Genomic DNA, 22060 nt, shown 5'->3' on the forward strand with positions numbered 1-22060 from the left:
CACAAACTATTCGCAGCTTGTTCCATATAGCCGTTTTTCCAATGCGATAAGCTCTCCTTTTTTCCTTGTCCCGTCCCGATAGTTTCCCACTCCTCCACTCGATGGTACACCCCTGTGGCAGGGAATGATGATCAGCAGTGTATTGGCGGCCAAAGCCCCTGCCACGGCTCGGGCTGCTGTGGGTTTTCCGATGGCTTCTGCAATTTGGCGATACGTTCTCGTTTCTCCCGGGGGGATACGAGATACTTCGCTATATACCTTTTTCGCAAAGGGCCCGCCCGTATGATGATAGGCAAGATCAAAACCGCTTCGCTTACCGGCAAAATATTCTCTCAGTTGGTCTACGGTGGAGGAGAGCACCCGTTCTGCCTCTTCGGGCAACGGTGGATACGGAGATGCCTGCTGAGTTGGCCTCTGTTCCTCCGTCACTGGGGAGTTCCGGTCGACAAACCTGAGAGAAAAGAGTTCTCCAGACTCGGTTACTTGCATTCTCATTGTTCCAAGGGAAAAATCGCGGTCGAGTTGCCATGCTTGCATGATCATGAGTGTACACGTGATGTTCCCTATAAACAACAACGGGAAATTTATGATTATTGATTTTCATGCCGATACATTTTATGATACTATAGCAGTTAAGAGCAGTTAAGAAATGTAAGGATATTGAGAAAAAGGAGTCTCCGATGATCAATCCGACCGACACGGCAATGTCCGTGGCTCATGCGTTGATTTTCTTTTCTACGGTGGGCTGTATCGTGTATGGGCTTCTGCACTGGAACAGGCAGGACCAGACCGAGACGGTCCCTCTGGAGAGAGAGAAGGAGACACATTAAGCATGTACATTGAAATGTGAAGACAAGAGAAGAGGCATACCGGATGATCACGTTATCCGGTATGCCTCTTTTTATTTTGTTGATCAGTTCTTTTTGCGTTTGTCTCGAAAGTAGAGGAGCTCTCCCGGGGCGTTCTTGATGGTTCTTGTGTCCTTTTCGAAAAGGGTCGTCGCCTCCATCAATTCTCCCAACTTCTTGAAACCGTAGTTTCTGGAATCGAAATCGGGCATTTTCTTGGCGATATTTTGACCGACGTTGCCGAGATAGGCCCATCCCGAGTCGTCCGCCGAATCTTCCACCGCCGTTCTCAGCAGATTGACCAATTTTGAATCCCGTTTAAGTTCTCCTCCGCTTTTCTTTGTGGAATGGACCTCTTCCGCATCTTCCCGAAGGATTTCCGTGTAAATGAATTTGTCACAAGCGGACACAAAGGCCCTGGGCGTCTTTTTTTCTCCGAAGCCGTATACCGTCAGCCCCTCTTCCCTGATCCTTGCCGCAAGGCGGGTAAAGTCGCTGTCGCTCGATACGATGCAAAAGCCGTCGAATCGTTCGGTATAGAGAAGGTCCATGGCGTCTATGATCATTGCGCTGTCGGTGGCATTCTTCCCGCTGGTGTAACCGAACTGCTGGATCGGTATGATCGAATGCTCGAGGAGCACCTCCTTCCAGCTTCGCAAATTGGGGCTTGTCCAGTCGCCATAGATTCGTTTTACGCTGGCAATGCCGTATTTAGCCACCTCGGCCAAAAGGCCTTCCACAATAGAACCTTGAGTATTATCGGCATCAATGAGTACCGCCAGTTTCTGCTGGCTTTGTTCTTCAATATCTCTTTGCATGAGTGTTATCTCCATATGATTATTTTTGTAAGGTCCAGCATAGGTGCGGGGCCTTTCTGGTGAGAAAGTCAGGATCGATGGTCTCGTCGGTAATTTCCCGAGCATCCTGATCCTTTAGCTCAAGGACGAACCCTTTTCTGTTTGTCGAAAAGAGCAGCAGGCCGCCTGGGGCGAGCAGTTCCATGCACCATTCGATGAGCTTCGGATGATCGCGCTGAACATCGAAGGTGTCGTCCATATTTTTCGAATTCGAGAACGTGGGCGGATCGAGAAAGATGAGATCATAGGCCCCGTGCTCTTGTTTCGCCGCAGTTTCAAGCCATGTCAGGCAGTCCGCTTTTATCAGCCGGTGCTTTGCCTTCTTATCGCCGAACTGCGTCTGAAAGCCGTTGAGGGCCATGTTCCGCCCTGCCCAGTTAAGGTAGGTGTTGGAATTATCGACACTCGTGGTACGTGCCGCACTCCCTGCGGCGGCATGAACCGATACCGTTCCCGTATAACAAAAAAGGTTTAAGAAACGCTTATCCTGGGCTGTTTCCATGATGGTTCGTCGCAAGGGGCGATGGTCTAGGAAGATGCCTGTATCGAGGTAGTCGTGGAGGTTGACCAAAAAACGAAGGCCGTTTTCGAAGACCTCGAACTCCCGTCCCGTTTCGGAAAACTTCGCGTACTGATTCGTGCCGCGCTGCCGTCTTCTTCTCTTTACGACGATATGACTCCGGGCTATCCCAAGGGCGTCGGATGTCGCATCCACCAGCTCGCCGAGCCTTCTGGCCGCCGCTGCCGGATCAATGGAAGCCGGTGGAACGTATTCCTGGAGGTGTATCCATCGGTCGTTGTCCACGCTCTCGTAGAGGTCTATGGCAGCGGCGTACTCGGGCATATCGGCATCGTAGAGACGGAAACAGGTTATCCCCTCGTCGAGGAGCCACCGTTTCAGCCGTTTCATGTTCTTCTTCAAACGGTTTGCCGCCATTGCGCCGCCCGGGCTTTGTTCCCGTTCACGGATCTGATAGAGCCCCAGACTGCATTCCACCGGTCCGTTGAAAAGGGTGTTGACCTTTTCCGGCTTCAGACCAATGTGATAGTTCCTTGCTTCGTCTCCGGCGACGACTCCGATCTTCCATCCCCCGAAATGGAGTTTCAGGTTTTCTCCGAAACTGCGATAGAGCCCTTCCAGCGCCTTACCTTTCAGGTCGCTTCGCTTTCCGTACGGGGGATCGCAGAGCAGCAGGCCCGGCTCACGCAACGCTCCGGGATCAAGAAACCTGGCATCTGCGACCTTTACCTCAATCCTTTCCCGAAGTCCGGCTGCGGCAATATTTTTTGCTGCAGCGGCGACAGCCGCCGGATCGATATCGTAGCCTTTGATGACGGGAATCCGTTTCAGCCCCTTGTGGCGGATCTCCTCCGCCTCTTTTTTCATCCTTTCCCAGAGCTGGGAATCATGGCCCTTCAAACTTTCGAACCCGAATCGTCTGCGAAAGAGCCCCGGTGCTATATCTCCGGCTGCCAGAGCCGCTTCAATGAGAAGTGTTCCGCTTCCACAGAATGGATCGACAAAGGGTTTCCCTTCACCGGCCATGCCCTTCCAGCCCGCCCTCACCAGAGCCGCTGCTGCCACGGTCTCCCGAAGGACGACCTCTCCCCGCTCTTTTCTGTAACCGCGCCTGTGCAGGGCCTCTCCTGCAAGGTCGATTCCGATACTGACCGCTTTTCGCTCTATGAAAAGATTGATGGTGATATCCGGGTGGGCGGTGTCCACACTGGGGCGGGCGCCGCAGGCGTCTCGAAATCTGTCGGCGATAGCGTCCTTCACCACCCGTGCGGCATAGCCTGTATGCTCCACAGCCCTATCCCGTTTTCCTGCTGCATCAACGGCAAAGCTTGCCCGAACCGGAAACAGGGAGGGCCAGTCGATACTGTTTGCGGCCCGATAGAGGTCTGTAGCTTCTTCGACGGCAAATCGGCCAAGGCTCAGAATCAGCGAGGAAGCAACCCGCGCGTTGAGACAAAAACGGTACATGGTTTCAAGATTTCCCCGAAAGGAGACACCTCCGGGGAGAATGGCAAGAACCTCCCCTCCGGCAAGGGCGGCTTCGTCGGCGACAATGTCGCTGCAATGCTTTGCCGAAGGAGCAAAAAGGGTATGGGAAACGATCATCCCCTTCAGTATAGCCGAAGGGGATGATCGATACAATCGCGTTATTCGCGGATCTTTTTCAACGCTGCAACCGCCGCGTCATAATCGGGATGATCGTGGTTTTCTTTTACAAGTTCGATATAACGGATGGTATCGGCCTTATCCACAATAAAAATGGAACGGTTGAGGAGCCTCAGCTCTTCGATGAGCACGCCGTAGGCCGTACCGAAGTCTGCATCCTTATGATCCGAAAGGGTAACGACCCGGTCGACGCCGGCTGCTCCGCACCAACGCTTCTGTGCGAAGGGCAGGTCCATACTGATGGTAAGAATCACCACATCGTCGCCGAGGGAGGATGCCATTTCGTTGAATTTCCTGGTCTGCCTGTCGCAGACTCCGGTGTCCAGGGATGGAACGACGCTGATGAGCTTATACTTGCCCTCGTAGTCCTCAAGACTTTTAGGCATCAGATCGGTATCGAGGACAGTGAAATCGGGGGCTTTGTCCCCAACAGAAGGTTCCGGTCCCAGAAGGGTGATACTGTTTCCGCCCATTTTCGTCACTTGACGCTTTTCCATCATTTACTCCTTATATAACATCATATAAAATCGCTGTTCTAAGCCTGGATGGTCCACCCATCCACCCCTCGTGCGGCCTCCATAACCGCTTCGGAGAGGGTTGGGTGGGCATGCACCGTGTTTGCAATATCTTCGGGCAAGAGCTCCGCCGATCGTGCAAGCAACAATTCATGGATTAGCTCGGTTGCATGGTCACCCACTATTCTTCCGCCGAGGATCTCCCGGCTTTTTTCATCGTACAAGATCTTTACGAAGCCATCCGGACGTTCGATTGCCACGGATTTTCCGGCTCCCCGATAGGGAAACTGTACACTTTTGGCGCTGTATCCGGCCTCTTTCGCTTCTGTCTCGCTCATTCCGAAGCCGGCGATCTCCGGTTCGGTATAGACCGCTGTGGGAATAAGGGTTCGGTCGATTGCTGCCGGGACCTCCTTTCCTGCAATGTGCTCGACGACAAGTTCGGCCTCTTTGCTCGCTGCGTGGGCAAGGAGTATTCCTCCGACCATGTCGCCTACGGCATAGACCCCTTCCGCCGCCTTATAATGGTCTGCGACGCGCACAAAGCCTTTCTCATCGGTACCGACTCCCGCCTTCTCAAGACCAAGCTCTTCGGTATTGGGCGAGCGGCCGACGACCACGAGGAGCTGATCGGCCTGCACCGTTTCCTGCTTTCCTCCGCTCTCGACACTCAGCGAAACCCCTTTTTCGGAAGTCTCTACTCCTGAGGCCTTGGCGCCAACCAACATCTTGATCTTCCGCTTTTTGAAGCTCCTGGCAAGGATGGCGGTGGTGTCGGGGTCTTCGGTTGGAAGGATCTTCCCCATCGCCTCGATCAGGGTTACCTCAACACCGAAACTGGCCATGATATGGGCGAACTCGCAACCGATGGCCCCTGCTCCTAAAATGGCAAGGCTCGATGGAAGCGTTTCCATCATCAAGGCTTGGTCGCTTGAAAGGATCCTTTTTCCGTCGAAGGGGAAGGGGGGAAGTTCTCTTGGCCGGCTTCCCGTGGCAAGGAGGATGTTTTTCGCCGTATACCGTTTTTCACCGTTTACAAGGACCACGCCCCCGCCTTCCAGCGTGGCCCGTCCCTCTATCAGCGCTATCTTGTTCTTTTTTAGAAGAAACTGCACCCCCTTTGAGAGGCTTGCACTTGCCTTCCTCGACTTCTTCCATGCCTTTTGGTAATCGAAGCCGCTTTTATCCACGGTTACACCGAGGCCTTCGAGTTCATCGGCGCTTCGAAAGATTTCTGCCTGTCGAATCAGGGCCTTGGATGGAATACATCCTATGTTTAGACATACGCCGCCCACATCGCCCTTTTCGATAACGGCGCAGGATAGGCCAAGTTGAGTGGCACGGATTGCTCCAACATATCCGGCCGGTCCCGAGCCAATGACGATCAGATCATAATTATCACTCATATCTACTCCTTGGGGAAATGGCCCCGCCCGAGATTATAACAGGACCATGCCCGGCTCTTCCATCATTGATTTCAAATCCGCCATAAAAGCGGCACCGACGGCTCCATCTATCACCCGGTGATCACAACCGAGGGTGAGGGTCATGGTGTCCACAAAACGAAAACCGAGCTCTTCGTCCGGAACAGGAACCTGCCGCAAAGCACCGACAGCGAGAATCGCCGATGCCGGGGGATTGATAACCGCTGTGAAACGGGATATTCCCCAGCTGCCGAGGTTCGTTATGGAAAAGCTTGCTCCCTCATACTCTTCGGGAGTAAGCCGTCCCGCCTGTGCCCGGGGGATAAGCTCTTTCAATTCTTCATCGATGGCGGCAATTCCCTTTGCTTCGCAGTTGCGTACCACCGGTGTAATGAGGCCCTCTTTTTGCGCCACCGCCAGCCCGATATCGACAGAACCGTAGTAGCGTATCGAATCGCCTTCCCAGGATGCATTGATGTTTTGGTTCCGGGTAATCGCTTCGGCCACGAGCTTTATGAGAAAGGCGTTGAAAGAGAGTTTTTCTTCCCCTCGCTTTTGCCTCGGACGATTGAGAGAATCACGCAAGCGTGCCAGACGGGAGGCTTCCACATCGATATCCAGATAGAAATGGGGGGCCTGTCTCATCGATTCACTTAACCGCTTGGCAATGATGGCCCGTTTCCCGCTTACCGGCTCGACCCTATCCTGCATGCGCCCCGGCACCCTGCTCTGTACGGGAGAAGGGGCGTAGGCCCCTGCCGTCTTTGCCGTTTCGATATCCTTTTTTACGATCCTTCCTCCGGGGCCGCTGCCGGTGAGGGCGTCAAGACGTATTCCTGCCTCTTGTGCAAGACGCCGCGCCAGGGGACTCGCCTTTAGCCTGCCGTCGTCACTCCCTGCCGGCCCTGCATGTGATTCTCTATGTGCCGGTGGTGAAGCTGCCGCCGAGGCTTGTTTTGCCTTTTCTTGAGCAGGAGACGATGTCTCCTTTGGGGTAGTAGCCTTTTCGTCGCCTTCCGAAGAGGCAAGTTGTTTCTTCAGCTTTGCTTCGAGCTCTGCAATATCCTCGCCTTCCTTGCCGACGATTGCTATGGGATCACCAACCTTTGCGCTGCCCCCTTGATCGACAAGAATCGAAAGAAGTGTTCCTTCCTGCGTTGACTCGTAATCCATGGTGGCCTTGTCTGTTTCCACCTCACAGATGAGATCTCCTGTGGTTATGGAATCACCAACTGCCTTCTGCCAACCTGCTATGGTGCCCTTCTCCATAGTTGGAGAGAGGGATATCATTAATATCGCTTCGGCCATGGGGCCTCCTTCCTTATCGATTTTTCAATCGACATACAATACAGACTTCGCGGCGCGAACCACCTTCTCGACCGAAGGTTGCGCTGCGAGTTCCAGCCTATGGTTGTAGGGCATGGGCACATCCTCTCCGCTGACCAGTTGGACCGGCGCATCGAGATAATCGAAACAGTCCCGCCCCACAAGAAACCCGATGTGACTGCCCACCGATGCTACAGGCCAAGCCTCATCGACGACCACACAGCGATTTGTTTTCCGCACCGATTTATAGATGGTTTCGGTATCGATGGGGCGTAGGCTCCGCAGGTCGATCACCTCTGCCTCTATTCCCTCTTCTGCGAGTTTTTCTGCCGCCTGCAGCATCATGCGTACCGGCTTCGAATGGGCGATAAGGGTCACATCCTTTCCCGCCCTCTTTACGTCGGCCTTGTCGAGGTCGATGAGATACTCCTCTGCGGGAACCTCTCCCTCCCAGGAATACATCAACTCCGCCTCGAGAAAGATTACGGGGTTATCGTCACGTATGGCACTTTTCAAAAGCCCTTTGGCATCGTAGGGAGTCGATGGTGCAACAACCTTCAGGCCGGGAATATGGGCATAAAAGGATTGGAGTGCCTGGCTGTGCTGGCTTGCCAGAAACTCGGCCGGCCCATTGGGTCCCCGTATCACCATGGGGATCTTGAACTGCCCCCCTGACATGTAACGGGTTTTCGCCGCGTTGCTGATCACCTGGTCGATGGCCATGAGGGAGAAGTTGAAGGTCATCCACTCGACGATGGGGCGCAGGCCAGCCATTGCTGCACCTATTCCCATGCCGGTAAAACCCTCTTCTGTAATGGGGGTATCGATGACCCTCTTGGAGCCGAATGTTTCCAGCAAGCCCTGGGTTACCTTGTAGGCCCCATTATATTGGGCCACCTCTTCACCCATAAGCAGTACCGAATCGTCCCTCCTCATCTCCTCTTCTATTGCCTGTCGTATTGCTTCACGAAATGCTATTTTCGCCACAGTGTCCTCCCTTCTCTTAGGCCAGTATGTCGCTGTAAAGCGCTTCTATTTCCGGCTCCGGACTTTCTTCCGCAAAGCTTGCAGCCTCTTCGCTGAGTTTCTTTGCCTCTTTGTCCCATGCCTCGAGATCGGAGGCCTGAACGCCATCCTCCAGAAGTCCTTTCTTGAGAATCAGAATTGGGTCGCGTTCTTTGTAGTCCTCAAGCTCCTCCCGTGTTCGATACTTTGCCGGGTCGCTCATGGAATGGCCCTTGTAACGGTAGGTTTTTATTTCCAGGAGGGAAGGAAGATGCTCCGTTCGTGCTTTTTCCACAATCTCTTTTACATTTTCATGGACCGTAATCACATCCATCCCATCGATCTGACGCCCTTCGATGCCGTAACTTGCGGCCATGACCGAAAAGTCGTCGACTGCCGAAACACGTCTGAAATCGGTGCCCATACCGTACTGATTATTTTCGCAGATATAGACAACCGGCAGGCCGTATATCTTTGCAAGGTTCAGGCTCTCATGGAATGCTCCCTGATGGATAGCTCCGTCGCCGAAAAAGCAGAGAACAACCCCGTCCTCTTCCCGGTAACGAATCTTTAGCCCTACCCCTGTGGCTACCGGAATTTGGCTGCCGACGATTCCATTTCCGCCAAACATATGTTTCTCGATGTCGAACATGTGCATGGAACCACCCTTTCCCTTGCTGCAACCGGTAACCTTTCCGTAGAGTTCCGCCATCACCGCCTTTGGATCCATCCCCGAGGCCAAGGCATGGCCATGGTCGCGATAGGCGGCCACAATATAATCTCTTTTTAAATCAAGGGCCCCGATGGCCCCGGTCGCGACAGCCTCCTGGCCAATGTAGAGATGGCAGAAACCTCCGATCTTTCGCAGACCGTACATCTGAGCGGCCTTTTCTTCAAATCTGCGAATAAGCAGCATCCTTTTATACAGCGCTGTTTTTTGTTTTGTATCTGTCATAATGACCTCTTAATTAAAATCGACGATTCTCGATTCTCCCGTCATGGGCAGGAAACTGCGCCCCCGCTCTATGATGGTCTCGACAACGACTAAGCTTCCTGCATCCGAGTTCAACTTCCAGAAAACACCAAGTTTGCTGCCGATCTCTTCGAGGACTTCGGCTCGCATTGAAGCATTTTCGATCAGGTTTGCTTTTCCATCGGCATAGGCGATACGATCGAGCCCCTTGTTTTGAAACATCCACTGAACTGAAGCGTTCGCCTCCAGCTGACGCCGTTTATCGAAGTCCAGTGAGGTAACCGCATAGATGGCGCCGGCGCGATCTTTCAAAATCGCCGGTGTCATCCAGCGCATTCGCGGGCTTCCGTCCCGATCGACCGTTGCAAGGATAGCCGTTTTTGCATTCTCAAGGAGTGATTCGATCTCAATAAGGAATTGCGATTTTGTCATAGATGTTTCCTCCGTTGTTATTAATATGGTAAAACAAACAACAGAAGTGAAGGATTGTGAGCAAAAAAGTCGGAAAAGGAATCGAAGAGAGAGGTTACTCCTCGTCTAAATTGCGCTCGAGTTCCCGTATGGCATTCATATGATTCTGAAGATACTCTTTTATTGAAGGGGTTTTTATTTCCCGATATCGAAGCACCAGTTTCCGTTCGTCCTGGCTGACCCGTAGGAAGTCATCGTCAGTTTTGGGTGAATAGGCAGGTGGTGGTTCGGCGCCGCTTTCCGCATCAAGATGAAAGAAACAGTTGATAGGTACGGCCAGAATCTCCGCTATACGTCCCAATTGAAAAGCCGAGATCGAAGATGCCCCGTTCTCATATTTCTGGATTTGTTGATATGAAACGCCAACCTTCTCTCCGAGGCTTGCCTGACTGAGGCCGCATGCTTTGCGATAGGAGCGTATGTTACGCCCAATCGTCGATTTATCGAGGACCATAGGTTCATTATCCTTTCCTCGTGTACGGCACACAACAAACCTTTGGTTGTGTCATAAATAAAATGATGCTACCATTATGTGTGTCTGTATTGCATCGTCCAGCCATCTTTTTCCTCTGCCGGGACCGTTTATATGCGGATATTCTGTTCGACGTCTGTCCGTTCCGCTCCGTTTCCGTTGCCTCCGCCGAACGGGCGCTTATCATTTCTTCCCTTCGGTTTTGCGGTGAGGACTATCCGCTTGCGAGGAAAATTTCCACATTGATGCCCGTATTTTTCGCCTCTCCCTTACCCGATTTTCTTTTTACATCTTTCGACACCGAGGGCGATGAAGAGCGTTTTTGTTACCATCCCTTTCCGATTTCTGCCGACGAAATCATAGCTTTCCTTTCAATAACCGCTTCCTGATTGACAACGAAGGCTTCGCGTTTGATACTATTTGACATGAGCAATAATGAAAAGCGAAAACCATTCATGCAAAAACAGCCGCCGATGATCAGTGTCGTTCAGGCACTGGTTCCTCTCTGCCTCGCAGCAGTCTATTTTTTCGGGTGGCGTTTTCTCTTGGTGCTGGCTCTGGTGAACGGAGCAGGGATCCTTGCCGAATATCTGCTTGCCAGGGCCTATGGTATGAAGGTGACAAGCTCGGTACTCGTTACCTCCTTTCTTTTCGCCCTTTCCCTGCCGCCGACCGTTCCCCTGTGGATTGCCGTTGTTGGAATCGTTTTTGGAGTTGTTTTCGGAAAGATGGTCTTTGGCGGATTCGGACGAAATGTTTTTAACCCCGCTATCAGCGGCCGTGCTTTTATCTACATTAGTTTCGGTGTTCCAATGACCGGACGCTTTGTTCCTCCCGTCGGAGGACCAGTCGGCGGTTTTGCTCATTGGCTTACCAAAACCGATGCCCTTTCGAGCGCCACTCCCCTGGTAAGTCAGACGGCCGGAACGAAGATTCCTTTGTCAAACCTCTTCTTCGGTAACGTTGCCGGAAGTTTCGGTGAGACTTGTGCTCTGCTTATCATTCTCGGGGGAGTCTACATCGTCTGGAAAAAGGTGGCGAATTGGCGCCTGATCCTCTCTTCGATGCTTGCTTTTCTTCTTCTTGACGGCGCTCTTTACGTTTCCGGCGTTACCGGGGCCATTGATCCCCTCTCTTCGCTTCTTTCCGGCAGCTTCCTGTTCGCCGCGGTCTTTATGATCACCGATCCCGTTTCCGCAAGCCAGACAACCAATACCGGTCGCTGGCTTTATGGGGCCATCTTCGGTTTTCTCACCGTGCTTATCCGGGTCTTTGCCGGCTGGCCCGAGGGGGTGACCTTTGCGATTCTCTTTGCGAACATGTTCGCACCTCTGATCGACTATCTCCTCAAGGAACATAACAAGAGGGTGAAGGAGGCGAAGGCATGAAAAAAGAAGGAACCTTTGCCTTACGAATCTATCCGGTACTTTTTATGGCCCTTTTGACAGTGCTTTTTATCACCGTCGTCAGCGGTATCTATCTTTCGACAAAAGACCTTGTGGAGATGAACGAGACCCTAAGTCGAAAAAAGGCGGTCCTCTATGCCGCAGGTATCGATTTCCCGGACGGAAATCCGGAGGGAATTCAGGAAATCTACACAAATCGTGTTCGTGAAATCGGAACTGCCGACGGCAGACCAGCCTATTTCGAGATCCTTACCGACGGCTCGGTAAGCGGCTATGCCGCCTACGTTTCCGGTGCAGGCCTCTGGGGACAGATCGTTGCCATTTTCGGCTTCGGAAAGGATCTAAAACAGTTTACAGGCGTGGAATTCATCGAACAAAACGAAACTCCGGGCCTTGGTGCGCGTATTACCGAGCCCTGGTTCAAGGAGCAGTTTCGGGGAAAAACCGGGCCCTTTACCCTTGTCGATGAAGGGACCGCCACCGGACCTGGGCAACTTGATGCCATTACCGGGGCGACAAGAACCAGCACGGCCATCTTGAGGATTTCCAACAAAGCCCCGGAAGTGGCCGAAGAGGTCATCGCTTCGAACGGAGGGGAGCATTAATATGGTAAAAGGAAAACTAAAAAAAACATTCACCGACCCTCTCGGAAAGAACAATCCCGTATTTGCCCAGATTCTGGGTATCTGTTCGACCCTCGCGGTTACGAACAAGCTGGAGAATACCGTGGTTATGACCCTCGGGGTCGTCTTTACCACAACCCTTTCCAGTTTTGTGATTTCGCTTATCAGGAAGTGGATACCTTCCAGGGTCAGGATGATGGCGGAGACCCTCATCATTGCAAGCTTTGTTATCATCGTTGATATTACCCTGCGAGCCTATATGCCTGATATTTGGAAGCAGCTTGGTCCATACGTCGGGCTGATTATTACCAACTGTATCATCATGGGGAGGGCGGAAGCCTTCGCCTTAAACAACACTCCGGGGCTGAGTCTCATCGATGGTTTGGCTTCGGGGATCGGTTACTCATATGTTTTGATCATTGTTGCGATTTTTAGAGAGCTTTTGGGAACGGGATCGCTTTGGGGAATCAAGATTCTCGGTTCATGGTGGACAAACTGGTCCATCATGATCATGCCTCCCGGTGCCTTTTTCATGCTTGCGATTTTTATCTGGATCGTAAAGGGGGCAATTATTCCCGAGAAAGAGGAGGCTAAAAAATGAACGGTTCCCTGTATCCTGTGGCGATCCTCTTTGCAGCGATCTTCACCAACAATATTCTCCTTACCAACTATCTCGGTATGTGCAGCTTCCTCTCGGTCTCCCGGGAGCTGAAGACCAGTGTGGGACTAGGAGTCGCCGTTACCTTTGTAATGGCTACCACCAGCGTTCTGAACTGGCTTGTGTACAATAAGATCCTGGTTCCTCTTGAGTTGGAATATCTTCGCTTCATCGTCTTCATCATCGTGATCGCCGCATTTGTTCAGATTGTCGAGATGGTGATCGAGCGCGTTTCCGAAACCCTCTATGCTGCCCTCGGCATTTTCCTTCCTCTGATCACCGTCAACTGTGCAATTCTCGGAGTCAGTCTTTTTATGGTAATCAGAGAATACTCGTTCATCGAAAGCTTCACCTTTGGTTTGGGCAGTGGAATCGGCTGGTTTCTGGCGATTCTCGCCATGGCCGGTATCAGACAGAAACTGAAAAAAGCACGCCTTCCGAAGGGGCTTGAGGGTGCCGGTATTACCCTGGTCATCACCGGTATGATGGCAATGGCCTTTATGGGTTTCAGTGGTATGATCAATATCGGCTAAGGAGGAAGCATGTTACCCGCACTGATTACCAGCGTCGGCGCAATTACCGGAATTTCCGCATTTCTGGCTGTTTTGATGGTGATTGCCGATGCAACGATAGCCAACTATGGTGAGGTAAAAATCACCATAAACGATGAGAAGGAGTTTGTCGTAAAGGGAGGAAAACCCCTCCTCGGCACCCTCATGGAGCAGGAAATTTTTATTCCCTCGGCCTGTGGCGGTCGAGGTTCCTGCGGCCTCTGTAAGGTAAAGGTGGAAAAGGGCGCAGGCCAATATCTACCTACGGAGCTGCCCTGGATCAGCGAGGAAGAAAAGGCCGAGAATGTCCGCCTTTCTTGTCAGCTTAAAGTCAAAGAGGATTTGTCGATCCGGATTCCCGACGAACTCTTTAACGTCAAGGAGTTCCAGGCAACGGTGGCGAAGATCCGTGATCTGACCCACGACATCAAAGAAGTGACCTTTGACCTTAACGAGCCTTCGGAGATTTCCATTAGGGCCGGGCAATTTGTTCAGCTTCGGGTCCCCGAATATGAACTTACCGACGAGCCTGTTTACCGGGCCTATTCGGCGGCATCGGTACCCAGCGACAAACGCCATGTAGAGCTTGAAATACGCTATGTACCAAACGGTATCTGTACCACCTTTGTCCACAAGTATCTGAAGGAGGGAGATCCCGTGGTCTTCAACGGCCCCTATGGGGAGTTCTTCCTCCGTGACACCGAACGGGAGATCATTTGTATAGCCGGCGGGAGCGGTATGGCACCGATTAAGTCTATCCTTCTTGATATGGCTGAGAAGGGAAGCAATCGAAGGACCCGCTACTTCTTTGGCGCACGCTCCAAGCGCGATCTGTTTCTGCTCGATGAGATGAAGGAACTGGAAGAGCGGATGCCGAATTTTCGTTTTATTCCCGCCTTAAGTGCCCCCGAACCGGAGGACGACTGGGATGGAGAGATCGGGCTCATTACCGATGTGGTGGCCAAACATATGGAGAGCGGCGATAACACCGAAGCCTACCTTTGCGGGAGCCCCGGTATGATCGACGCATGCGTGAAGGTTCTTACCGACAAAGGGGTGCCGGAAGAGTTGATCTACTACGATAAGTTCGGTTGATCCGGGAGGAAGATATGAAACAGTCACCGCAGATGAAAGTGATCCAAGAGCAGATGAAACCGGGGGTGCTCACGCTCCATGGCTTTCTTGGAAACGATAGCCGTTCTTTATCAGAAATTCTCGACGCCGATGCCGCGGAGGTACGACGTCTGGGAACAACACATCAGGCAATTGCCGATCGCATGCGCTATTTCCGGAAGGAGGGTGAGGCGGGCCTCGGGGAGTTCACTACCGTCGACAGCTATTTCGATGTCAAGGTAGAATCGGTTCGGGGGAAAATTCCCAGCCCCTTTGGAGGTCCGGGGCTTTATGCGAAAACCAATACAACCGTCTTGAACAAGCAGCTTAATAGATCGTTGGTCTTTACCGATATCAATATCCACCTGATAGGCGAGCACGGTTTTTACGAAGGAAAGGGGAGTCCCTTTCGTCTCGAACCACGGGCCCTTGTTGAGATACTTGAAATTCCCCGGGAGGCTCAGCAGGTCGAAATCCCCCGCTGACCATCTACCCTTTCAATCCCTCCGCATCCATGGTGTCGGAGGGAATTTCAACACCATTTGCCTTTGCCTCGTTCTTGTTGCAGAAAAAGGTTGTTTTTTTTACATTTTGCACATACACTAACGAGATGCAACAAATAGCAACGATAAGGGCATAAGGCAATGGGAAAGAGTGAACGATTGATGCAGCTTGAGCTGCTGCTGCTCAGCCATCCCGAGGGGATGCGCAGGGCTGAAATTGCCCGAAGGTTGGGAGTCCATCGTTCCACCGTCGGACGTTATGTGGATGAATTGAAGAAGAAAGTCGACCTCTGGGAAGACGAGTATGTCGTCGGTATTTCCAACGACGAGCCCATGAATATGATGAAGCTTTCGGTCTATGAAAGCCTTGCCTTTCACCTGTCGGCAGAACTGCTTGCAAACCATACGGAATATCACAATCCCCATATGTCGAGTGCTCTTCGGAAGCTCGCAGAAAACCTTCGCCGCAACGCTCCTTCCATGAGTGCCAGTATCGATGCCATGGCGGAGGCGATTGAGACCGGCTCAAAATTGCAGAATCCCGATTATATTAAGGTCCTGGAGACCATGACCGATTCCTGGGTGTCAGGAAAGATCGTTCGCATCAGACATGTAAACGAGAAAACAGGGAAAGAAGAAGAGACAGAGTTTGCTCCCTATTTTATCGGATTTTACGATCAGAACGGTGCGCGAAGGCCTATCAGCGTGACGGGACGTCTTCGCCATACCGCCGCTATTCAAACCATCGATATTCGGAAAATTCACAGTGCAGAAATTCTTGATGAGACCTATACCATTCCTGACAACCTAAAACCTTTCGGCAAAAATGAGTTCAACGCTCCCTTTGAGTCCGAAGATCTCATTCCGTTAAAGCTGAGAATTCGTGAGCGGTCGGTGCTGAATGTCTTCCATAATCTCTACGTTAATCGTTTAAAAGTACACGATCCGGAGTCTGACGGATGGATTATCTGCGACATCGAAGCCGAAAATTCCATCGAGCTTTTTCTCAAGCTTGTGCAGTGCGGCCCTTCGGTGGAAATCCTGGAACCCAGCTCGTATCGCCAGAAGTTTATCCGGGAAATTCAAAAAATAGCTTCTGTGTATCACCTGTCCGGTACTTCTCCTGTGTAATTTTTCCGGGAAGCCCTTGATCTTTTTTTGCGTCTAATTGATAATAGTTCTTGTTATTGATTAGGGAGGGCGGAAATCGAGCTCAAAATGTTTCTTGAAGATATTTATCGCCGGTATCACCGGCGGGTATTGATCGAGCCCGATCCCCTTCAAACGGTATACTATTTTTCGTCTGATGCGGATCGGGAACTCTTCGGCTTGATAGCGGCTGCATTTTCCGTCGGTAGGGTTGGTTCCATATTACGGGCACTTGAAGAGGTGCGTTGCCGACTGGCTAATCCCGTATCCCCTGCCGCTTCATTGCTGCATAGCACGGCGGAAGATTTAGCAGGGGATTTTTCCAGTATGCGATACCGCTTTTTTTCAGGTGATTCGATTGCGTTGTTGATGATAGGTCTGTCGAACCTTCTGAAAACCTATGGATCGCTTCAAGCCGCCTTCATGTGCAACGATGATGCCGGCCCGGATATTCACGGCCGTCTTGCCGGGTTTGTACGCATGTTGTACGACTCTGCCGGGGGCTATGATACCGGGGCACGGCGGATCTTACCGAATCCGGATGCGGGAAGTGCCTGCAAACGGCTTCATCTTTTTCTCCGGTGGATGATCCGGAGGGATGAGATTGATCCGGGTTGCTGGAGTGATCGTTTTTCTCCTGCAACGCTGCTTGTGCCGCTTGATACCCATATGCTGCAGGTTTCCCGTCGCCTGGGGCTGACGATTCGAAAGGACGGGAGTCTTAGGACCGCCCGGGAGATTACCGGAGCGTTCAGGGAGTTTGCGTATTCGGATCCTGTCCGTTATGATTTCAGTGTAACGAGGATCGGAATACGTGGAGAGATAGTGCAATGGCCGGTCTTGACGGCTTAAAATATTTTGTTGAAAGGGGAATAGAAAATGAAGAGTCTGAAGGGCACTGAAACCGAAAAAAACTTATTGAAAGGCTTTTCTGGTGAAAGTCAGGCGAGAAATCGCTATACATACTTTGCCGGAAAGGCAAAGAAAGAGGGATATGTTCAGATCGCCGATGTTTTCGAAGAGACGGCAAATCAGGAAAAAGAACATGCGAAGCGTTTGTTCAAATTTCTTGAAGGCGGAGAGTTGGAGATCACCGCATCATTTCCGGCCGGAGTAATCGGCACCACCGAAGAAAACCTTGCCGAGGCTGCCGGCGGAGAGAATTATGAATGGACCGATATGTATCCCTCTTTTGCCGCAAAAGCAAAGGAAGAGGGGTTCAATGAGATCGCCGCTGTTTTTACCGCCATCGCTGTTGCCGAGAAACAGCATGAAAAGCGTTACAAAGAGCTTCGCGAGAATATTCTGAAAGATCGTGTGTTCAAACGGGATAAGCCTGTTGTCTGGCGCTGCCGCAACTGTGGTTATATCATTGAAGCGGTTGAAGCTCCGAAGAATTGCCCTGCCTGTGCCCATCCTCAGGCCCACTTTGAGCTATTAGGCGAAAACTGGTAATATAGAAACGCGAGATATAACATACAAATACCATCAAGTCATAAGGAGGACAAAATGGCTACATTGTACGGGATTTACAAGTGCGAGGTGTGTGGGAATATCGTTGAGGTGCTCCATGAGGGAGCAGGTGAACTTGTCTGCTGTGGTCAGCCTATGACCTTTTTTGAAGAGAAAACAGCCGACAGCACCACAGAAAAACATGTTCCTGTCATCGAGAAGACGGCAAATGGTTATAAGGTAACCGTCGGAAGCACTCTCCATCCCATGGAAGAGAAACACTACATCGAGTGGATCGAACTTATTGCAGACGGTGTGTCCTATCGTTCCTTCCTCAAACCCGGAGATAAGCCGGAAGCCGAGTTCTGCATTTCCGCATCGAAGGTCAGTGCTCGGGAATACTGCAACGTGCATGGACTCTGGAAAGGTTGATCGTATGATACAAGAGAAGATGGAAGCTGCTTTAAACAAGCAGATTGCCGAAGAACTGGGCTCCGCCTACCTTTATCAGGCCATGAGTGCCGACTTTGCAGCAAAAAACCGCCTCGGTATGGCTGCCTGGATGCAGGCACAGGCCGGAGAGGAGATGGAGCATGCCAGGAAGATCTATCACTATATCCTCGGCAGGGGCGGACGAATTGAATTGATGGCCCTTGCCGCCCCACAGCAATCCTGGGAGAGCCCCCTTGCGGTTTTTAAGGCTTCCTACAAGCATGAACAGCATATTAGCGCTTGTATCCATGATCTTGTAAAACTTGCCAGAGAACTCGACGACACGGCGACTGAGGTCTTCCTTTCCTGGTTCGTAACGGAGCAAGTTGAAGAAGAAGCCAGCGTCGATGAGGTCGTACAGAAGTTGAATCAGCTTGGCGATGCACCTCATGCACTTTATATGCTTGACAAAGAGCTCGGCGCACGTCAGGCTTGATCATAACCTAATACGGAGGAACAGTTATGCAGAAGTACGTTTGTGATGTTTGCGGCTATATCTACGATCCGGCTGAGGGTGACCCCGATAACGGTGTAGACCCCGGAACGCCCTTTGAGAAGCTCCCGGAAGACTGGGTTTGCCCCCTTTGCGGTGCTTCGAAAGAAGACTTTTCTCCTGCCGACTGATTCTCGTCGGGACGTGGAAAAAAGGCTGCTTCGGACTTGTTGTCCGGGCGGCCTTTTTTGTTGTGATGAGCCATTGGCAGACGAATTCTAAAGACGGTTGCATCTGCCGCAGGATAATCGATAACACCCTGATGCGCTTCTATAATATGCTGGCAAATGGATAATCCAAGCCCCGTGTTGTGCTTTTCCCGTTTCGTCGTGAAAAAAGGATTAAAAATCTGATTGCGTATTTCCGGAAGGATGCCGGGGCCGCTGTCTCGAATTTGAATCTCAACATAGCGGTCATGTTTGTTTTCCAGAATTGATATTCCGATCGTGCCGAATGAATCAACAGCTTCGAGACTGTTGACAAGTAAGTTGATGAAAACTTGCTTTAGTTGGTTTTCATTTCCGTAAATCCATATATTGCTTTCTGCTTTTCTAAATGTTACCTCTACTTTTTTCTGCTTAAACTTATGTGATAACAAAATCAGAGTTTCTTCAATGGCTTGGACCAGGTCAAGGGCTTCATACGGATGATCATTGGGATGGGAAAAACTAAGAAGCGAGGCAATGATTCCTTGAATGCGGTTTACTTCGGAACGAATCTTCTCCAATTTTTCTTCCGCATAACGGTCTTTGTTTTTCATGGCCAACAGTTCGATATAGTTGAGAATAATGCTTAAAGGATTGTTTATCTCATGGGCGACTCCTGCCGCCAGTTCGGCTATGGAAGAAACACGTTCTGTTTGAATTAAATAGTTTTTAAAAAGATAATCCCTTGAAATATCCTCGATAAGGAGGATGGTCCCAAGAAAACGATAGGCATCATCCCGAAAAGGGAAAAGGGTTATTTTTAGATAATGATCGCGACGTAGGCATACTTCATTCCAGGTCATGATAATTCGTGCATCAATAGCTTTGGTTATTTCTTGCCGCAGCTCCTCATCGAGGCACGCCAATAACTCCTGAATGGTCTCTGGATCATAATGCTCTGGCCAGAACAGCGCTTCCCTTATCGCTTTATTTATGAGATAAGGCTGATGTTCGTCATCAAGAATGGCAACACCGACAGGAAGGTTTTTGATGATATCTTCATTATATTTTTTGTAATTGTAGAGTTCTCTGTTCGATTGGCGTAATTCTTCACGGGTAGAAGCAAATGAGTAGGTGAGATCTATAAGCTTTACCTTATCCATTTGTGCTACCGATTCAGTCTTTATGATATTCCCGTTTCGGATAATTGATACTCGATGGGCAAACTCGAAAATTTCTTTCATATTACTCGAGATATAGATAACACTTCCACCTCTTTCGACGAGTGAATTCATGCAACGGTAGGTAAGGTCCATCTCATCTTGGTTAAACTCTGCATAGACTTCGTCAAAAATTGCTATTGTGGGGGAGAAAAAGAGGGCCCTAACGAGAGCAACCTTATTCCTATCCTGTTTTGACAGACTTTCCACCGGGGTTTTGAGATCGAGGTCGATATTATAATCAGTAAGATATGCCTCAAGGGTTTGCTTCATAAAACGATAACGGATGATGTGGTGTGGAGAATATTGGTAACGGCCCATAAAGATATTCTCAAGAGCGGAAAAAGGAGGGATCAACTGGATGTTCTGGTGTACAATTCCTATTCCCGCCTGAAGTGATTGCTTTGGAGTAAATGATGGATAAGAACGACCGTTTATACGTAGTTCTCCTTGGAAACGATGGATCAGTCCTGCCAACAGCCGTACAAAGCTTGTTTTTCCCGAACCATGTTCGCCTACCAAAGCGTGAATTTCACCAGGAAAGAGGGTGTAGGAAAAATGGGAGAGAGTAAGCCGGTCATGAGAACAGACGCTTATATCTTTTAGCGTAAGGACCGGTTCGTTTTTCATGCTATTCCAACCCTAAGCGTTTCATTTTATTGTATAACGTCTTCCTGTGAATTTTGAGTAATTCGGCTGCATGACTTTTTATGCCGTCACTCAGCCGAAGAGCTTCAAGAATTCGTTCGCGATCCAATTCTTCGATGGCTGCTTCATAGTTTTGTGCTTCCGAACCACTCGACAGATTCCGATACTGTTCAGGTAGGTCGCATTCTTTAATTTCCCGGCCGTCACAAAAGATGACGGCTCGCTCTATTGTATTTCTTAATTCTCTGATATTGCCCGGCCAATCATGGTGGAGCAGTAGTGAACGGACATGTGGAGACATCGATACAATTTTTTTCCCGTAGAGCTTATTAAAGGTCTCTAAGAAATAGTGGCTGAGGATGTCGATATCTTCTTTTCGTTCCCTCAGCGGTGGTAAGTGAATTTCCACTACCGAAAGTCGGTAATAAAGGTCCTCACGGAAAGCACCCTTTTTTATGAGTTGAACGATGTCTTGATTTGTCGCTGCCACAATGCGTGTATTTGTTGTAAAGGTTCTGTGGCCTCCAACACGTTCGAATTCCTGCTCCTGCAGGACCCTGAGAATTTTTGCCTGAAGACGAATATCCATGTCTCCGATTTCATCAAAAAAAAGGGTTCCCTGATGTGCAATTTCAAATTTGCCGGCCCTGCTACTTTTGGCATCGGTATAGGCACCTGCTTCACAACCAAAGAGTTCGGTTTCCAGAAGTGTATCGGGAATGGCTGCACAGTTTACCTTGACGAAGGCTTCTTTTCTTCTTCTGCTTTGTCTGTGAAGCATCTGGGCCACCAGCTCTTTGCCCGTTCCGCTTTCTCCTGTAATAATGACCGGAGCATCGGTCCGGGCTACTCTCGTCAATGTTTCGTTTATCTTCTTCATCTCTTGAGATCGGCTTTCCGGCATGGTTTGCGGGTGAAGCGAATTCTGTCTGGAACGGGCTTCCCGACGATCAAGGAGCGTGGAAATTTCCCGCAAAAGTTCCTGAAACCGAACAGGTTTGGGGAAAATATTGATTGCACCGTAGCGCATAGCTGTTACAGCCGTCTGGAAACTGGGAAAACCGGTAATCATAATAACCGGTATATCGTGCTGCTGCTCCTTGATGATCTTTAAAAGATCAATCCCACCGAGTTCCGGCATGCGGACATCAAGCAGCAGGAGATCAGGCTGGCTCTTTTGCATAAGCGCAAGGGCTTCTTGTGCTTCTGTGGTGAAAAAGGCTTGAAAACCACTTTCCTGCAGAAGTTCACTTAGAGAGCGGCATATTTCCAGTTCGTCGTCGACTATGAGTATTCGGCGCATATGTTTCCTTATTGTTCTACTATATACGAGCAAGAACCAAAGGGAAAGAATGTAATGTGTGGAAAAAATGCCACATCAGACTTTAATCTGTGCAATGAAAACCCCACCAACAGTAGAGCTGCTTTAAAGTTGTCTTTTTATAACTATATTATTGTAAAAGAGTTATCTATCAATTCTGATGTAGGATAGAGTTGGTACGGATTCTGCTTAATGGAGGTATAACTATT

Annotated in this window: 25 protein-coding genes and 1 pseudogene; 14 read left to right on the plus strand and 12 right to left on the minus strand. The window is 50.4% G+C overall.

The window, feature by feature from the left end:
* Positions 1 to 6: 6 nt before the first annotated feature.
* Entirely contained in the window at positions 7 to 537 is a 531-nt protein-coding gene (locus F459_RS0104065; RefSeq protein WP_245540071.1) for a methylated-DNA--[protein]-cysteine S-methyltransferase, read from the minus strand.
* A 143-nt stretch (positions 538 to 680) separates the two neighbouring features.
* Here F459_RS0104065 and F459_RS24095 point away from each other — a divergent pair, with 143 nt between their 5' ends.
* Positions 681 to 830 (plus strand): symporter small accessory protein, encoded by a 150-nt coding sequence (locus tag F459_RS24095; RefSeq protein WP_013253193.1) that lies wholly within the window; start codon positions 681 to 683, stop codon positions 828 to 830.
* Between the two features lie 83 nt (positions 831 to 913).
* Here F459_RS24095 and F459_RS0104075 read toward each other — a convergent pair whose 3' ends face one another.
* The 9 genes from F459_RS0104075 to F459_RS0104115 form a co-directional block, all read right to left on the minus strand.
* Entirely contained in the window at positions 914 to 1666 is a 753-nt protein-coding gene (locus F459_RS0104075; protein WP_020611461.1) for an NYN domain-containing protein, read from the minus strand.
* 19 nt (positions 1667 to 1685) lie between these two features.
* Positions 1686 to 3830 carry a bifunctional 23S rRNA (guanine(2069)-N(7))-methyltransferase RlmK/23S rRNA (guanine(2445)-N(2))-methyltransferase RlmL gene (rlmKL, locus tag F459_RS0104080; protein ID WP_020611462.1) on the minus strand — a complete coding sequence of 715 codons (2145 nt, stop codon included), beginning with the start codon at positions 3828 to 3830 and terminating at the stop codon, positions 1686 to 1688.
* A 41-nt stretch (positions 3831 to 3871) separates the two neighbouring features.
* Positions 3872 to 4387, minus strand: a complete 516-nt coding sequence (tpx, locus tag F459_RS0104085; protein WP_020611463.1) for a thiol peroxidase — start codon at positions 4385 to 4387, stop codon at positions 3872 to 3874.
* A 38-nt stretch (positions 4388 to 4425) separates the two neighbouring features.
* Positions 4426 to 5811, minus strand: coding sequence for a dihydrolipoyl dehydrogenase (gene lpdA / locus F459_RS0104090; protein WP_020611464.1), 1386 nt, complete (start codon positions 5809 to 5811; stop codon positions 4426 to 4428).
* A 33-nt stretch (positions 5812 to 5844) separates the two neighbouring features.
* Complete coding sequence (locus F459_RS0104095) at positions 5845 to 7137, minus strand: 2-oxo acid dehydrogenase subunit E2 (protein WP_020611465.1); 1293 nt, start codon at positions 7135 to 7137, stop codon at positions 5845 to 5847.
* A gap of 24 nt (positions 7138 to 7161) precedes the next feature.
* Positions 7162 to 8142, minus strand: a complete 981-nt coding sequence (locus tag F459_RS0104100; protein WP_020611466.1) for a pyruvate dehydrogenase complex E1 component subunit beta — start codon at positions 8140 to 8142, stop codon at positions 7162 to 7164.
* Positions 8143 to 8158: 16 nt separating this feature from the next.
* Positions 8159 to 9115 carry a pyruvate dehydrogenase (acetyl-transferring) E1 component subunit alpha gene (gene pdhA / locus F459_RS0104105; protein WP_020611467.1) on the minus strand — a complete coding sequence of 319 codons (957 nt, stop codon included), beginning with the start codon at positions 9113 to 9115 and terminating at the stop codon, positions 8159 to 8161.
* A gap of 9 nt (positions 9116 to 9124) precedes the next feature.
* A complete protein-coding gene (locus tag F459_RS0104110) occupies positions 9125 to 9565 on the minus strand; it encodes a pyridoxamine 5'-phosphate oxidase family protein (RefSeq protein ID WP_020611468.1) in 441 nt (146 codons plus the stop codon).
* Between the two features lie 94 nt (positions 9566 to 9659).
* Positions 9660 to 10058: a helix-turn-helix domain-containing protein gene (locus tag F459_RS0104115; protein WP_020611469.1), complete on the minus strand. Its 399-nt coding sequence runs from the start codon at positions 10056 to 10058 to the stop codon at positions 9660 to 9662.
* A gap of 80 nt (positions 10059 to 10138) precedes the next feature.
* On the opposite strand from F459_RS0104115, the gene F459_RS0104120 reads away from it, so the two are divergent.
* The 13 genes from F459_RS0104120 (at position 10139) to rd (ending at position 18647) form a co-directional block, all read left to right on the plus strand.
* On the plus strand, positions 10139 to 10465 hold the full coding sequence (locus tag F459_RS0104120) for a hypothetical protein (protein ID WP_020611470.1): 327 nt from the start codon (positions 10139 to 10141) through the stop codon (positions 10463 to 10465).
* Between the two features lie 36 nt (positions 10466 to 10501).
* Positions 10502 to 11464 carry an RnfABCDGE type electron transport complex subunit D gene (locus F459_RS0104125; RefSeq protein WP_245540072.1) on the plus strand — a complete coding sequence of 321 codons (963 nt, stop codon included), beginning with the start codon at positions 10502 to 10504 and terminating at the stop codon, positions 11462 to 11464.
* Positions 11461 to 12087, plus strand: a complete 627-nt coding sequence (locus F459_RS0104130) for an FMN-binding protein (RefSeq protein WP_020611472.1) — start codon at positions 11461 to 11463, stop codon at positions 12085 to 12087. Before F459_RS0104125 ends, F459_RS0104130 begins: the two co-directional genes overlap by 4 nt.
* Before the next feature lies 1 nt (position 12088).
* A complete protein-coding gene (locus F459_RS0104135; protein WP_020611473.1) occupies positions 12089 to 12706 on the plus strand; it encodes an NADH:ubiquinone reductase (Na(+)-transporting) subunit D in 618 nt (205 codons plus the stop codon).
* Positions 12703 to 13296, plus strand: a complete 594-nt coding sequence (locus F459_RS0104140; protein ID WP_020611474.1) for an NADH:ubiquinone reductase (Na(+)-transporting) subunit E — start codon at positions 12703 to 12705, stop codon at positions 13294 to 13296. The genes F459_RS0104135 and F459_RS0104140 overlap by 4 nt, the downstream gene beginning before the upstream one ends.
* Before the next feature lie 9 nt (positions 13297 to 13305).
* On the plus strand, positions 13306 to 14409 hold the full coding sequence (locus tag F459_RS0104145; RefSeq protein WP_020611475.1) for an NADH:ubiquinone reductase (Na(+)-transporting) subunit F: 1104 nt from the start codon (positions 13306 to 13308) through the stop codon (positions 14407 to 14409).
* A gap of 14 nt (positions 14410 to 14423) precedes the next feature.
* Positions 14424 to 14912 carry a hypothetical protein gene (locus F459_RS0104150; protein WP_033301236.1) on the plus strand — a complete coding sequence of 163 codons (489 nt, stop codon included), beginning with the start codon at positions 14424 to 14426 and terminating at the stop codon, positions 14910 to 14912.
* A gap of 159 nt (positions 14913 to 15071) precedes the next feature.
* Positions 15072 to 16061 carry a helix-turn-helix transcriptional regulator gene (locus F459_RS0104160; RefSeq protein WP_020611478.1) on the plus strand — a complete coding sequence of 330 codons (990 nt, stop codon included), beginning with the start codon at positions 15072 to 15074 and terminating at the stop codon, positions 16059 to 16061.
* 87 nt (positions 16062 to 16148) lie between these two features.
* Positions 16149 to 16931 carry a TIGR02757 family protein gene (locus F459_RS22080; RefSeq protein ID WP_020611479.1) on the plus strand — a complete coding sequence of 261 codons (783 nt, stop codon included), beginning with the start codon at positions 16149 to 16151 and terminating at the stop codon, positions 16929 to 16931.
* A 27-nt stretch (positions 16932 to 16958) separates the two neighbouring features.
* Positions 16959 to 17534, plus strand: a complete 576-nt coding sequence (gene rbr, locus F459_RS0104170) for a rubrerythrin (RefSeq protein WP_020611480.1) — start codon at positions 16959 to 16961, stop codon at positions 17532 to 17534.
* A 54-nt stretch (positions 17535 to 17588) separates the two neighbouring features.
* Entirely contained in the window at positions 17589 to 17963 is a 375-nt protein-coding gene (locus F459_RS0104175; RefSeq protein WP_013253212.1) for a desulfoferrodoxin, read from the plus strand.
* A gap of 4 nt (positions 17964 to 17967) precedes the next feature.
* On the plus strand, positions 17968 to 18459 hold the full coding sequence (locus tag F459_RS0104180; RefSeq protein WP_020611481.1) for a ferritin: 492 nt from the start codon (positions 17968 to 17970) through the stop codon (positions 18457 to 18459).
* A gap of 26 nt (positions 18460 to 18485) precedes the next feature.
* Complete coding sequence (rd, locus tag F459_RS24365; RefSeq protein WP_013253214.1) at positions 18486 to 18647, plus strand: rubredoxin; 162 nt, start codon at positions 18486 to 18488, stop codon at positions 18645 to 18647.
* A gap of 80 nt (positions 18648 to 18727) precedes the next feature.
* Here rd and F459_RS0104185 read toward each other — a convergent pair.
* Positions 18728 to 20512 (minus strand): annotated as a pseudogene (locus F459_RS0104185) (ATP-binding cassette domain-containing protein); the annotation flags it as partial.
* Position 20513: 1 nt separating this feature from the next.
* Positions 20514 to 21833: a sigma-54-dependent transcriptional regulator gene (locus tag F459_RS0104190; protein ID WP_020611483.1), complete on the minus strand. Its 1320-nt coding sequence runs from the start codon at positions 21831 to 21833 to the stop codon at positions 20514 to 20516.
* Positions 21834 to 22060 lie beyond the last annotated feature (227 nt).

The organism is Sediminispirochaeta bajacaliforniensis DSM 16054, from assembly GCF_000378205.1.
Lineage (GTDB): Bacteria > Spirochaetota > Spirochaetia > DSM-16054 > Sediminispirochaetaceae > Sediminispirochaeta > Sediminispirochaeta bajacaliforniensis.